We start from the raw sequence: 13,223 nt of genomic DNA, 5'->3' as shown, positions 1-13,223 counted from the left end.
CGATTCCTGTTGTCGAGACTTTGGAAGGCCCCAAGGGTATGCCTCGTGCTCCCAAGCGTCCAGAAGGAGGAACGTTGCGACGATCAGAACAGTCAATCTCCTACAAGCTAGGAGAACTGCCCAATGAAACGTCGCTACAGTTGGCCGTTAGGGACAATCGCCGCTCTGGTGCTGGTCCTGATTGCCGTGCACATCGCGCTGCCCTACCTGGTACGCAACTACCTGAACGACAAACTCGCCAACATGGGCGACTACCGTGGCGAGATTGCCGATGTGGACCTGGCGCTATGGCGCGGCGCCTACCGGATCAACGGCCTGCAAATCGTCAAGGTGGACGGCAAGGTCCCGGTACCATTCGTCAAGGCGCCGCTGATCGAGTTCGCCGTGAGCTGGCATTCACTCTGGTACGACCACGCCGTCGTGGCCGAGGGGCATTTTGTACGCCCCCAGATCAACTTCGTCGATGGCGGTGCCAACAAACAGGCGTCCCAGACCGGTAAAGGCACCGACTGGCAGGAACAACTGCGCAAGCTGCTGCCGATTACCCTCAATGAAGTACGCATCGAAGACGGCGAGATCGCCTTCCATAACTTCAGCTCCAAGCCTCAGGTGAATATCAACGCCACCGGGGTCAACGCCAGCTTCTATAACCTGACCAATGTGGTGGATGTCAAAGGCAAGCGTGATGCACGCTTTGAAGGCAAGGCACTGCTGCAAGGCCAGGCGCCCCTGGAAGCCAACGCCACCTTTGACCCGCTGAGCGATTTCGAAGAGTTCGAGTTCCGCTTCCGCGCCCGCGACCTGCAACTCAAACGCATGAACGACTTTGCATCGGCCTATGGCAAGTTCGACTTCAAGGCAGGCACGGGTGATGTGGTGATCGAAGCCCAGGCTGAAAATGGCCGGCTCACCGGCTACATCAAGCCACTGCTGCGTGATGTGGAGGTGTTCGACTGGCAACAAGACGTTGAAAACCAGGACAAGAATATCTTCCGCTCAATCTGGGAAGCCGTGGTGGGCGCCAGCGAAACCGTGCTGAAAAACCAGCGTAAAAACCAGTTCGCCACCCGTGTGGAGCTGAGCGGTAGCGTGCATCAGCAAAATGTCAGTGCGTTTTCTGCGGTGATCGCGATTCTGCGCAATGGGTTCATCCAGGCGTTCAATGCTCGTTACGAACAGCCCAAGCCCAGCGCTGATTAACCCTGTGGGAGCTGATCAGCCAACTCATCTGTCACTGATACACCGCCATCGCAGGCAAGCCAGCCCCCACACTTCCTGCATGGGCCAGGGCTGATGTGACCCGCCATTCAGAGACTGAATGCCCCGTCTGCGTTCACAGTCGCCGGGGCTGAGGGGTATAGTCGGGCCATTGATGAATCCGAGGAATGACCGATGAAGTTCGAAGGCACCCAGGCCTATGTGGCTACCGATGACCTGAAACTGGCCGTCAACGCCGCCATCACCCTGGAGCGGCCGCTGCTGGTCAAGGGCGAACCGGGCACCGGCAAGACCATGCTTGCCGAGCAACTGGCCGAATCCTTCGGTGCCAGGTTGATCACCTGGCACATCAAGTCCACCACCAAGGCGCACCAGGGCCTGTACGAGTACGACGCGGTCAGCCGCCTTCGCGACTCGCAACTGGGCGTGGACAAGGTGCACGACGTGCGCAACTACCTGAAGAAGGGCAAGCTGTGGGAAGCCTTCGAGTCCGAAGAGCGGGTGATCCTGCTGATCGATGAAATCGACAAGGCCGACATCGAGTTCCCCAACGACCTGCTGCAAGAACTCGACAAGATGGAGTTCTACGTCTACGAAATCGACGAGACCATCAAAGCCAAGAAGCGCCCGATCATCATCATTACCTCCAACAACGAAAAAGAGCTGCCGGACGCATTCCTGCGCCGCTGCTTCTTCCACTACATCGCCTTCCCCGACCGCACCACCCTGCAAAAAATCGTGGATGTGCACTACCCGGACATCAAGAAAGACCTGGTCAGCGAAGCGCTGGACGTGTTCTTCGATGTGCGCAAGGTGCCGGGCCTGAAGAAAAAACCTTCCACCTCCGAGCTGGTCGACTGGCTCAAGCTGCTGATGGCCGACAATATTGGCGAAGCAGTGCTACGCGAGCGCGACCCGACCAAGGCCATCCCTCCCCTGGCTGGCGCCCTGGTGAAGAACGAGCAAGACGTGCAGTTGCTGGAGCGTCTGGCGTTCATGAGCCGTCGCGGTAATCGCTGATGCTGCTCAACCTGTTCAATGAGATGCGTGCCGCCAAGGTGCCGGTGTCGGTGCGCGAGCTGCTCGACCTGATCAACGCGTTGAAACAGCGCGTGACCTTCGCCGACATGGACGAGTTTTATTATTTGGCCCGGGCGATCCTGGTCAAGGACGAGCGGCATTTCGACAAGTTCGACCGGGCCTTCGGCGCCTATTTCAACGGCCTGGAAAAGCTCGACGACCACCTGCAGGCGCTGATCCCCGAAGAATGGCTACGCAAGGAATTCGAACGTTCCTTGAGCGATGAGGAACGTGCGCAGATCCAGTCCCTCGGTGGCCTGGACAAACTGATCGAAGAGTTCAAGAAGCGCCTGGAAGAACAGAAAGAACGCCATGCCGGCGGCAACAAATGGATCGGCACCGGCGGCACCAGCCCCTTTGGTTCTGGCGGCTACAACCCCGAAGGCATTCGCGTCGGTGACGCGGGCAAGCGCCAGGGCAAGGCGGTGAAAGTCTGGGACCAGCGCGAGTACAAGAACCTCGACGACCAGGTGGAACTGGGCACGCGCAACATCAAGATCGCCCTGCGCCGCCTGCGCAAGTTTGCGCGCCAGGGTGCGGCCGAAGAGCTGGATATCGATGGCACCATCGACCACACCGCTCGCGATGCCGGCTTGCTGAATATTCAGATGCGCCCCGAACGGCGTAACACCATCAAGCTGTTGCTGCTGTTCGACATCGGCGGCTCGATGGATGCCCACGTGAAGATCTGCGAAGAGCTGTTCTCCGCGTGCAAGACCGAGTTCAAGCACCTGGAGTACTTCTATTTCCATAACTTTGTGTACGAGTCGGTGTGGAAGAACAACCAGCGTCGCACCTCGGAGCGCACGTCCACCCAGGATCTGCTGCACAAATACGGCGCCGACTACAAAGTGATCTTTATCGGCGATGCGGCCATGGCGCCCTATGAAATCACTCAGGCCGGCGGCAGCGTCGAGCATTGGAACGAGGAGCCGGGGTATGTGTGGATGCAGCGCTTCATGGCCAAGTACAAGAAGCTGATCTGGATTAACCCCTACCCAAAAGACACTTGGGGCTATACAGCGTCGACGGGGATTGTTCGCGAGTTGGTGGAGGATCAGATGTACCCGCTGACGCTGCGCGGGTTGGAAGAAGGTATGCGCTTTCTCTCGAAATAGGCGGTGTTTTGACCGGCCTCATCGCAGGCACGCCAGCTCCCACATGTTGACTGCATTTCAACGTTGGAATGCATTCCTCCGTGGGAGCTGGCTTGCCTGCGATGCTTTTTAGCGATCGGCAAACTGCTGCAAAAACTTGATGTGCTGCCGATGCGCAGCCTCCTGCACCACCGGTGCCAACCGCACCTTCTCCCCCGGCAGACACTGCGCCAGCCGCGCCAAGGATAAAGGTGTCAACGCGCCCAACCGCGGGTAACCGCCGATCGTCTGCCGGTCATTGAGCAACACAATCGGTTGCCCATCCGGCGGCACCTGAATCGCGCCCAATGGAATCCCTTCGGAAATCAACGACGGCCCCTGATACTGCAACGGCGTGCCGAGCAAGCGCATGCCCATGCGGTCTGCACGGCTGTCCAGAGCCCATTCGGTGTTGAAAGCATCGAACAGGCTCTGCCCGCTGAACTGGCCTATCTGCGCGCCGATGATCACGTCCAGTGATGCAGCGGATTGCACATCCGGGTTGGCCAGCACCTTCATTGCACCGCCCGTACCGGAATACGCCAAACGCCCGCCTTCGGCCAAGGCCTTGCCGAAACCGTCCACCCCGCCCAACGCTTCGCGCACGACCGTGGCACAACTGCCAAGTACCGCCTGAGCATCAAAGCCACCGGGCGCGGCCAGATAAGCGCGTGCCCCATTGAACGGCTGGGTGAAGCGCAGTCGCTGGCCCTTTTGCAGGATAAAACTGCGACCGGGGCTTATCGCTCGCTCATCGACATAGGCGCCCAGGTCCGCACCGGCCAAGGCCATCAGGCAATAATCCTCGGCCTGCACGGTAAAGCCCCCCAGGGTGATCTCCACCACCGGCGCATCCAGGGCATTGTCCAACAGCCAGTTGGCCCAGGACATCGACACCCAATCCAGCGCGCCACCCTGGGTCACGCCCAGGTGGCGTACGCCAAAACGACCGGCGTCCTGCAACAGGCACAGCGGCGTGCTGGCCTCGATGATCAAGCGGCTCATGCCTGCGCCTCCAGCGGCGTGTCGTCGCCACCCAAGTGGATGAATTCGGCGTGGCTGACCGAGGCGAAGCGCACCGTGTCGCCGGGTTGCATCAGGCTGTAGCCGTCGCGCTCCCGGTCGAACAGTTTGGCCGGGGTGCGGCCGATCAGGTTCCAGCCGCCCGGGGACACCACCGGGTACGCGGCGGTTTGCCGTTCGGCGATGCCGACGCTGCCGGCAGCCACGCGTTTGCGCGGCGTGTTGAGGCGCGGCGTGGCAAGTAGCTCGTCCACCAGCCCCATAAAGGCAAACCCTGGGGCAAAACCGAGGGCGAACACTTGGTACTCGTGGGCGCTGTGACGGCGGATCACCTCCTCCACGGCCAGCCCGCTGCGCTGGGACAGCAAGTTCAGTTCCGGGCCGACACTCAGGTCGTACCACACGGGCAGCACATGGCACTGGCCACTGCCCTGCGCCTGGGGTTGCAGATCGGTGAGGGCCTGGTCGATCAGCGCCCGGGCCTGGGCCGGGGTCAGCGCCGTGAGATCGTAATGCACCATCAAAGTGGTGTAGGACGGCACCAGGTCCACCAAGGCCGGGCCAAAACCATAGCGCAGGCGCTCGGTAGCCGCGAGCATCCACGGCATGTTGGCTTCGGCGATCACGTCAAACAGACGCACCATCAGGCAGTCGATCGCCACCACTTCGATGCGTGGGTTCATGCTGTTTTCAACGCTTCGCGGATACGCTGCACGGCAGCGACCGAACTGGCGTTGTCGCCATGCACACACAGGGTATTGGCTTGTAGCACCAATGGGCTGCCGTCGCTGGCAATCAGCGATTCGCCACGGAAAAGGGTCAGGGCCTGCTGCACGATGGTGTCGGCGTCGTGATGCACCGCGCCGGGCAGTTGGCGAGACACCAGATGGCCGTTACTGTCATAGGCACGGTCAGCGAAGGCTTCGAACCACAGGGTCACCCCGTATTCGTCGCCCAAGGCTTGGGCCGCGCGGTTGTCGCGGGTGGCCAGCAGCATCAGCGGCAGGTCGCCGTAAGCGGCCACGGCCTGGATCACCGCACGCAACTGCGCGGGGTTGGCCATCATGTCGTTGTACATCGCGCCGTGGGGTTTCACATAGCTGACGCGCCCGCCCTGGGCGCGGCAGATGCCGTCCAGCGCACCGATCTGGTAGTGCAACAGGTCCTGGATTTCCTGTGGCGTGTAGTTCATGGAGCGCCGGCCGAAGCCTTGCAGGTCCTGGTAGGCCGGATGAGCGCCCACTTGCACGCCGTGCTTGAACGCCAGGCTGACGGTCTTGCGCATGATGCTCGGGTCGCCGGCATGGAAACCGCAAGCCACGTTGGCGCAATCAATGAACGGCATGACTTCGGCGTCCAGACCCATGGTCCAGTTGCCAAAGCTTTCGCCGATGTCGCAGTTCAGTAGCAGGCGGCTCACGGGGGTCGCTCCTGTAGGCTTTGTTTTCTTGTAGTGTGGGATTTTTTACGCAGAACTCGCAACTTGTCCTGACACCCCAACGACGCTTATCGTGGAATAGCTCGATTTTTGGCGCTTGCCCGGTGCGACGTCCAACTAATAAAAACCGATCCATGCATAAGAAAAAGTTGATCCCATGAATTTGAAGTTCCTCGAAACCTTCGTCTGGGTGGCCAAGCTCAAGAGCTTCCGGCTCACGGCCGAGAAGCTGTTCACCACCCAGGCCTCGATCTCCAGCCGCATCGCAGTGCTGGAAAGCGAGCTGGGGGTGAAACTTTTCCTGCGTGATTCGCGTGGCGTGAGCCTGACCCCGGAAGGTTTGAAAGTGCTCGACTATGCCGAGCAGATGATGGTGACCATGCAGGGCTTGAAGCAGTCCCTGGAGACCACCAGCAGCAAGGTTGGGCGCATTCGGATCGGCGCAATGGACACGGTGATCCACACCTGGCTAAGCCCGCTGGTTGCTGAGCTGATGAAGCTGTACCCACTGGTGGAAATCGAGCTGGTCGCCGACACTGCGCTGAACCTCAGCGATCAACTGCAAAAAGGTTTCCTCGACCTGATCCTGCAAACCGACCTGCTGCGCCTGGAAACCGTGCGCAGCCTGGAACTGGCCAGCCACCCCATGGCCTGGATCGTGGCCAGCCAGTCGATTTACAACCGTGACTACGCCTCCCTCGCCGAGCTGGCCCAGGAGCGCATCATCACTTACTCGAAAAACTCCCACCCGCATCAGGACGTATTGAGTTTGATGCAGGCCAATGGCGTGGCCGCACCGCGCATGAACTGCGTGAACTCGGTGTCGGCGATTACCCGGTTGCTGCGCGATGGCTTCGGCATCGGCGCACTGCCGCCGGTGCTGGTGAGCGAAGAACTGGAGCGAGGGGAATTGGTCATGCTGCCCATGGCCCAGCGTCTGCCGAACTTGCAGGTGGTGGTGTCGTGGCGTGTGGGGGTGGAGTTGGTGGAGGAGATTGTGGGGTTGTGCCAGAAAGTCGTTGCCCGCTATGCCGAGCAAGTCGGTGCAGAACGCATGCAACTGAATAAACCCGACTGATCGTTCCCACGCTCTGCGTGGGAATGCAGCACAGGGCGCTCTGCGCCCTCACGCGCGACGCGGAGCGTCAGAAAAAGCATTCCCACGCGGAGCGTGGGAACGATCAGTGGGTCGTTAGAGGCCCTTGAGGTCCCGTTCTTCGATGGGCCGGCTCTGGCGCAGGCGCCGGCCACCCAGCACCACCCAATCAATCAAGCGGTACAGGCACTCGATGCCGAACGACAACAGCATCGCCCCGCCCAGGCCCCAGCCCATGGCTTCGGGCGTCAGCAAGATCTGGTAGCTGTAGCCATTCCAGGTCTCCGAACGGATATCCGGGTCGGCAGCCACCGCCACTTGCAGGGCGCGGATGTACCACGGACCCTGCATGGCCTGGAATTGCTTGTCCAGCTCGAGCTGGCGGTCGAGCATGGCGCCCAGGCTGCTGGCGTCGCTCTGGAACACCGGGTCATCGCTGGCGCGGTAATGCGCCACCAAGGCTTGCATATCACCGTTGAAGAACTGCTGCGCCGTGGACTCGAAACCGCGCAAGCCGGTCTGGGCCTCGATCAGGTGGGCTTCGACGCGCTTGGCGTAGTCATTGATAAACCCCGGCACCTGCACGCCGACCAACAAGCCAACGGCAAACAGCACCAACCGCAGATAGCTAAGCAACATGCTCGATTCCTTACTTGGTAACGCCCTGGCTGACACATTCACCGCGTCGCCACAGGCTCCATTGGCCCGGTTCGTAGCGGGTCCAGTTTTCGTTGTCGGTCAACGGCTCGGTGGCGATCACCGTTACCACATCATTGGGGGTGGTTTCGGCCTGAAAATCGACGATCACGTCGACATCTTTCAAGCGCGCCGGACCAAAAGGCGCCCGCCGGGTGATCTGTGCCAGCTTGGTCGAGCAATAGCAGAACAGCCAGTCGCCGTCGCTGAGCAGGCAGTTGAACACCCCCTTGCTGCGGTATTCGGCGCAGGCGGCGATCAGGTCGGGCAGCACCTGCTCGATGTCCACCGGCTCGGGGAAGGCTTCGCGCACACGGTTGAGCAAGTCGCAGAACGCCGCTTCGCTGTCGGTATCGCCCACCGGGCGGTAGAAGGTGGCGCGGGGATCGAAGTCTGCCAGTTGGCCGTTGTGGGCAAAACACCAGTTACGCCCCCACAGCTCGCGCACGAACGGATGGGTATTGGCCAGGCTGACCTTGCCCACATTCGCTTGGCGAATATGGCCGATCACCACTTCGCTCTTGATGGGGTAACGCTGCACCAGCAACGCGACTTCCGACTCGCTACTGGCAGCCGGGTCCTGGAACAGACGCAGGCCGCGGCCTTCATAGAAAGCAATGCCCCAACCGTCGCGATGCGGGCCAGTGCGCCCACCGCGCTGCATCAGCCCGGTAAAGCTGAACACGATATCGGTGGGGACGTTGGCACTCATGCCCAATAATTCACACATGCCAGGGCTCTCGCTGCAGGGCAAACAACGTTAAAGGCGCGGTTCGACCCGCATACCACCGGCAGGCGCCGGGCGACGGAACGGTTCGTCGTCTTCCGGTTCGGCGGCCAAGGCGGCATCCGCAGCCGCCTTGCGCTCACGGCGAGCGTTGGCGGCGCGTTCGATGGGCCAGCGGATCAGCACAAACACGATGTACAGGGCAAACACGATCATCGTGTACATGAACAGGTCGGAAATGGCGCGCCAGGCGTTGTTGCCGACCTTGAGCACCAAGTCCAGGGCAGTAATGGCCACGGCCGGCGCAAACTGGGTCTTGACCGGGTCGACAATGGTCGGGCTGAGCAGCAACACCGCCATCAGCAATTGCAGGGGCTCGCGCAGCCAGCGCCAGATCCAGCGGGTCATGCGCCACCACACCAACAGGCAGCCCAAAGCGGCGAAGGCGTAAAGGCCCCAAGCGGTCAGATAGTCGTTCTCGGTCATGGTGTCCATGGCAAGGTTGGCAAACAGGCGGCTATGATAACGGCTTTTGCGTGTCGCGGCTGCAATGCCTGCCACCGTCTGCCAGATAGGGAATTATCCATGCCTATTTCCACCGCACCGAATGCCCGCAAGGCCCCAGGCCCAGACCCGTACGCCTGGCTTCAAGAACGCGACAACCCTGAGGTACTCGACTACCTCAAGGCCGAAAACGCCTGGCAGGAAGCCCAACTCGCCGACCAGCAGGCGTTGCGCGAGACCCTGTTCGACGAGATCAAGGGCCGCATTCTGGAAACCGACCTGTCCCTGCCCTCCCCTTGGGGCCCGTATTTGTATTACACCCGCACCACCGCCGGTGACGAGTACGCCCGCCACTACCGCTGCCGCCGCCCGGCCGATGACAGCAACCAGGTGGACGCCAGCAGCGAAGAACTGTTGCTGGACCCGAACGTCTTGGCCAATGGCGGCTTTTTTTCCCTGGGCGCGTTCAGCATCAGCCCCGATCACCAACGCCTGGCCTATAGCCTCGATACCAGCGGCGAAGAGATTTACACCCTGTTCGTGAAGGAATTGGCGACCGACAAGGTCAGCGAACTGGCGTTCGAAAACTGCGATGGCAGCATGACCTGGGCCAATGACAGCCTGACCCTGTTTTTCGGTGAGCTGGACGACACCCATCGCCCGCACAAACTGTATCGCTATCGCCTGGACGGCACCGCAGCGCAGGAAGTGTTCCACGAGCCAGACGGCCGTTTCTTCCTGCATTGCTACCGCTCAAGCTCCGAACGCCAACTGTTGCTGGCCCTGGGCAGCAAGACCACCAGCGAAGTCTGGGCGCTGGACGCCGAGCAACCGCACCTGGCCTTCACCTGCCTGGCGCCACGGGTCGAAGACCACGAATACGACGTCGACCACGGCAAGCGCAATGGCCAGTGGACCTGGTTTATCCGCAGCAACCGCGACGGCATCAACCATGCGCTGTACGTGGCCGCCGACACCGGCACGCCGCCCACCGAAGCCGACTGGCAGAACCTGATCCCCCACAGCGACGAGGTCATGCTCGACGGCGTGAGCCTGAACGCCAACGCCATGACCTTGAGCCTGCGCATTGGTGGCCTGCCGGTTATCGAAGTACACCCCGAGAACGTGCCGGCCTATCGGGTGCAATTGCCTGACGCCGCCTACAGCCTCTACGTACAGAACAGCCTCGAGTTTCCCAGCGACAAGATCCGCCTGCGCTATGAGGCCTTGAACCGTCCCGCCCAAGTGCGCCAGCTCGACCTGGCGACAGGCGCGCAGGTCGTGCTCAAGGAAACCCCGGTGCTGGGCGTTTTCAACGCCGACGATTACATCAGCCAACGCCTGTGGGCCACTTCTGCCGATGGCACCCAGGTACCCATCAGCCTGGTGGTCAAGCGTGACCAGCTCGGCAAGCCGACGCCGCTGTACCTGTATGGCTACGGTGCCTACGGCTCAAGCCTGGACCCGTGGTTCTCCCATGCGCGCCTGAGCTTGCTGGACCGCGGGGTGGCGTTTGCCATCGCCCATGTGCGCGGCGGCGGTGAGCTGGGTGAGGCCTGGTATCGCAGCGGCAAGCAGGAACACAAGCAGAACACCTTCAGCGACTTTATCGCCTGCGCCGAACATTTGATCGCCGAGGGCCTGACCACCTCCCCACAACTGGCGATCAGCGGCGGCAGTGCCGGCGGCCTGCTGATCGGCGCGGTGCTCAACCAGCGTCCGAAATTGTTCCAGGCGGCGATTGCGGAAGTGCCGTTCGTCGATGTGCTCAATACCATGCTCGATCCGGAACTGCCGCTGACCATCACCGAGTACGACGAGTGGGGCAACCCCGAGGACCCCGAAGTGTATGCGCGCATCAAGGCCTACGCGCCCTACGAGAACGTCCGTGCCCAGGCTTACCCGGCCACGCTGGTGATCGCCGGCTATAACGACAGCCGCGTGCAGTACTGGGAAGCCGCCAAGTGGGTGGCCAAGCTGCGGGATACCAAGACAGACGACAACCTGCTGCTGCTCAAGACCGAGCTGGGTGCCGGCCATGGCGGCATGAGCGGGCGCTATCAGGGCTTACGTGACGTGGCCCTCGAATATGCCTTTGTGTTCAAGGCCCTCGGTCTGGTCTAACCGCCCGGCGTTTTCGGCTTGCTGTCGTTTTGCTGCAGGCCAGGGACCGTCTGGTCCTTGGGCGGCGCCGGCAGCACGATGGGCGCCAGCGGTGGCGAGCCATTATGGGTCTTGGGCGCAACGGGCGGCGTGACTTGCGGGTACAACGTGGGCGTTGGCGTGCCCGGCGCGCCTGGGGTTGGCGCGGGCGCGACCGGTACGGTTTGTAACTCCTGAGCCTGCGCGGTACCCAATGCGAGCGCGCTCAACACAATGACCGTTAGAATGCTGCACTTCATCGATGGCTCCATGGCCTGACCGGAATGCCCTAAGGATACTCCCAACCGCGCAAGAATGCCCTTCCCAATGAGATTTCCATGAAACGTTTCGTTCTGCTGGACACCACCCCAATCCCCGACAACGGCGGCGCCTTGTGCCTGTTCGAATACGGCGAGGACTTTGTCATCAAGATCCAGGGCGGTGACGGTGGCCAGTTGATGAACACGCGCATGCACGGCTCCGAAGATGCCCTGGCGGAGATTCCCTGCCGCAAAGTGGCCGGGCGCCCGGGTTCGCGGGTGCTGATCGGCGGCCTGGGCATGGGCTTTACCCTGGCCGCGGCGCTCAAGCATTTGGGCAAGAGCGCCGAAGTGGTGGTGGCCGAACTGGTGCCCGGCGTCGTGGAGTGGAACCGGGGGCCGCTGGGGGAGAAATCCGGACGCCCGCTGCTGGACCCGCGCACCGTGGTCCGCCAGGAAGACGTGGCCAAGGTACTGCAGGCCGAGCCCCAAGGCTTTGACGCGATCATGCTCGACGTCGACAACGGCCCTGAAGGGCTCACGCAAAAAGCTAACAGTTGGTTGTACTCGGCCAGTGGCCTGGCCGCGTGTGCCAAGGCCCTGCGCCCCAAGGGCGTGCTGGCCGTGTGGTCGGCCAGCGCCGACAAGCTGTTCAGTGACAAACTGCGCAAGGCCGGCTTCAAGGCCGAAGAAGTGCAAGTATTTGCCCATGGCAACAAGGGTACGCGGCATACCATCTGGATTGCAGAGAAGCTCAAGGGCTGATCGCGGTTGATTCAATCGCGCCAATCCCCTGTGGGAGCAGCTAGAATCAACCTTGTCCGTGAACCACCCAATAATAGCCAGGAGCCATGATGAGCTCGAACAACCCGCCCTCCCACACCGCCAAGCTGGACCGCATCCTTGCCGATGCCCAGCGCGACCGCGAAATGGGCTACCGCGATAAAGCCTTGAAGATGTACCCCCACGTGTGTGGCCGCTGCGCCCGTGAATTTGCCGGCAAGCGCTTGAGTGAACTGACCGTTCACCACCGCAACCACAACCATGATGACAACCCCCAGGACGGTTCCAACTGGGAGTTGCTGTGCCTGTACTGCCACGACAACGAACACTCGCGCTACACCGACCAGCAGTACTTCGGCGAAGGCTCCACCAGCAGCCCGAGCATTGCCAAGGCGACGCACAACCCGTTTGCGGCGTTGGCGGGGTTGATGAAGAAGGACGACTGAAGCTTTTCTTTACCTGTTCCGGCCTCATCGCAGGCAAGCCAGCTCCCACAGTAGGAATGCATTTCCCGGTGGGAGCCGGGCTTGCCCGCGATGACGATCGTCCAAGCACTGCATCCCCCCAGGCCGTATAATCGCCGTTTTTCTCAAGGCACCCTTCCCCGTGGGCAATAAACGCTACAGTTGCATCGGTCTGTACAACCCCAAATCCCCCGAAAACGTCGGCTCGGTGATGCGTGCCGCCGGCTGTTACGGCGTGGCCTCGGTGTTCTACACCGGCGTGCGTTACGAGCGCGCCAGGGATTTCATCACCGACACCAAGAAGGTGCACCACGATATCCCGCTGATCGGCATCGACGATCTGAAAAAGATCCTGCCCTTAGGCTGCATCCCGGTCGCCGTGGAATTGGTCGACGGCGCCCGCCCGTTGCCTGAATACACCCACCCCGACCGCGCGCTGTATATCTTCGGCCCCGAAGACGGCTCCCTGGACAAAGAGATCCGCGACTGGTGCGAGGACGTGGTGTATATCCCCACCACCGGCTGCATGAACCTGGCGGCCACGGTCAACGTGGTGCTCTATGACCGCCTGGCCAAGGGCAACAACACCCGTTCGGGCCCCAAGTACTGATATTACGGGAACATCCGGCACATGCGCGCAGTCAGCTAGTAACACT

15 protein-coding genes are annotated in these 13,223 nt (G+C 61.4%); 8 read left to right on the top strand and 7 right to left on the bottom strand.

Features of this window, described 5'->3' with window-relative positions:
• Window positions 1-123: 123 nt before the first annotated feature.
• The 3 genes from GH769_RS04240 to GH769_RS04230 all read left to right on the top strand — a co-directional run bounded on the left by GH769_RS04240 (window position 124) and on the right by GH769_RS04230 (window position 3,416).
• A complete protein-coding gene (locus GH769_RS04240) occupies window positions 124-1,200 on the top strand; it encodes a DUF748 domain-containing protein (RefSeq protein WP_014717497.1) in 1,077 nt (358 codons plus the stop codon).
• A gap of 192 nt (window positions 1,201-1,392) precedes the next feature.
• Window positions 1,393-2,238: a MoxR family ATPase gene (locus tag GH769_RS04235; protein WP_003189627.1), complete on the top strand. Its 846-nt coding sequence runs from the start codon at window positions 1,393-1,395 to the stop codon at window positions 2,236-2,238.
• Complete coding sequence (locus GH769_RS04230; RefSeq protein ID WP_003189625.1) at window positions 2,238-3,416, top strand: VWA domain-containing protein; 1,179 nt, start codon at window positions 2,238-2,240, stop codon at window positions 3,414-3,416. Before GH769_RS04235 ends, GH769_RS04230 begins: the two co-directional genes overlap by 1 nt.
• A 108-nt stretch (window positions 3,417-3,524) precedes the next feature.
• On the opposite strand, the gene GH769_RS04225 is transcribed toward GH769_RS04230, so the two are convergent.
• The 3 genes from GH769_RS04225 to GH769_RS04215 are packed head-to-tail and all read right to left on the bottom strand — an operon-like array spanning window position 3,525 to window position 5,877.
• Window positions 3,525-4,439: a biotin-dependent carboxyltransferase family protein gene (locus GH769_RS04225; protein ID WP_032903156.1), complete on the bottom strand. Its 915-nt coding sequence runs from the start codon at window positions 4,437-4,439 to the stop codon at window positions 3,525-3,527.
• Window positions 4,436-5,140 carry an allophanate hydrolase subunit 1 gene (locus GH769_RS04220; protein ID WP_032903157.1) on the bottom strand — a complete coding sequence of 235 codons (705 nt, stop codon included), beginning with the start codon at window positions 5,138-5,140 and terminating at the stop codon, window positions 4,436-4,438. Before GH769_RS04220 ends, GH769_RS04225 begins: the two co-directional genes overlap by 4 nt.
• Window positions 5,137-5,877, bottom strand: a complete 741-nt coding sequence (locus tag GH769_RS04215) for a 5-oxoprolinase subunit PxpA (protein ID WP_014717493.1) — start codon at window positions 5,875-5,877, stop codon at window positions 5,137-5,139. The genes GH769_RS04220 and GH769_RS04215 overlap by 4 nt, the downstream gene beginning before the upstream one ends.
• Window positions 5,878-6,052: 175 nt before the next feature.
• Between GH769_RS04215 and GH769_RS04210 the strand changes: the two genes are divergently transcribed.
• Complete coding sequence (locus tag GH769_RS04210; protein ID WP_003189619.1) at window positions 6,053-6,973, top strand: LysR family transcriptional regulator; 921 nt, start codon at window positions 6,053-6,055, stop codon at window positions 6,971-6,973.
• A gap of 114 nt (window positions 6,974-7,087) precedes the next feature.
• Here the strand turns inward: GH769_RS04210 and GH769_RS04205 are convergent, their stop codons facing one another.
• The 3 genes from GH769_RS04205 to GH769_RS04195 are packed head-to-tail and all read right to left on the bottom strand — an operon-like array spanning window position 7,088 to window position 8,975.
• Complete coding sequence (locus tag GH769_RS04205) at window positions 7,088-7,630, bottom strand: DUF2937 family protein (RefSeq protein WP_014717492.1); 543 nt, start codon at window positions 7,628-7,630, stop codon at window positions 7,088-7,090.
• A 10-nt stretch (window positions 7,631-7,640) separates the two neighbouring features.
• The gene (locus GH769_RS04200; protein WP_014717491.1) at window positions 7,641-8,417 is read right to left on the bottom strand and encodes a class II glutamine amidotransferase; all 777 of its coding nucleotides are present in this window, start codon (window positions 8,415-8,417) and stop codon (window positions 7,641-7,643) included.
• A gap of 30 nt (window positions 8,418-8,447) precedes the next feature.
• Window positions 8,448-8,975, bottom strand: coding sequence for a hypothetical protein (locus tag GH769_RS04195; protein WP_019818257.1), 528 nt, complete (start codon window positions 8,973-8,975; stop codon window positions 8,448-8,450).
• A gap of 24 nt (window positions 8,976-8,999) precedes the next feature.
• Between GH769_RS04195 and GH769_RS04190 the strand changes: the two genes are divergently transcribed.
• Window positions 9,000-11,042 carry a S9 family peptidase gene (locus GH769_RS04190; protein WP_032903158.1) on the top strand — a complete coding sequence of 681 codons (2,043 nt, stop codon included), beginning with the start codon at window positions 9,000-9,002 and terminating at the stop codon, window positions 11,040-11,042.
• Here the strand turns inward: GH769_RS04190 and GH769_RS04185 are convergent.
• The gene (locus GH769_RS04185) at window positions 11,039-11,320 is read right to left on the bottom strand and encodes a hypothetical protein (protein WP_014717488.1); all 282 of its coding nucleotides are present in this window, start codon (window positions 11,318-11,320) and stop codon (window positions 11,039-11,041) included. The two genes, GH769_RS04190 and GH769_RS04185, sit on opposite strands and share 4 nt — an antisense overlap.
• 78 nt (window positions 11,321-11,398) lie before the next feature.
• Between GH769_RS04185 and GH769_RS04180 the strand changes: the two genes are divergently transcribed.
• The 3 genes from GH769_RS04180 to GH769_RS04170 all read left to right on the top strand — a co-directional run bounded on the left by GH769_RS04180 (window position 11,399) and on the right by GH769_RS04170 (window position 13,177).
• Window positions 11,399-12,085, top strand: a complete 687-nt coding sequence (locus tag GH769_RS04180; protein WP_003189610.1) for a spermidine synthase — start codon at window positions 11,399-11,401, stop codon at window positions 12,083-12,085.
• A gap of 89 nt (window positions 12,086-12,174) precedes the next feature.
• Window positions 12,175-12,549, top strand: coding sequence for a YajD family HNH nuclease (locus GH769_RS04175; protein ID WP_014717487.1), 375 nt, complete (start codon window positions 12,175-12,177; stop codon window positions 12,547-12,549).
• Window positions 12,550-12,709: 160 nt separating this feature from the next.
• A complete protein-coding gene (locus GH769_RS04170) occupies window positions 12,710-13,177 on the top strand; it encodes an RNA methyltransferase (RefSeq protein ID WP_014717486.1) in 468 nt (155 codons plus the stop codon).
• The last annotated feature ends 46 nt before the right edge of the window (window positions 13,178-13,223 follow it).

This window comes from Pseudomonas sp. CFSAN084952 (genome assembly GCF_009648855.1).
Lineage (GTDB): Bacteria > Pseudomonadota > Gammaproteobacteria > Pseudomonadales > Pseudomonadaceae > Aquipseudomonas > Aquipseudomonas paracarnis.
Note: the sequence above shows the minus strand (reverse complement) of the source record. Positions and strands in the feature narration are given on the sequence as shown.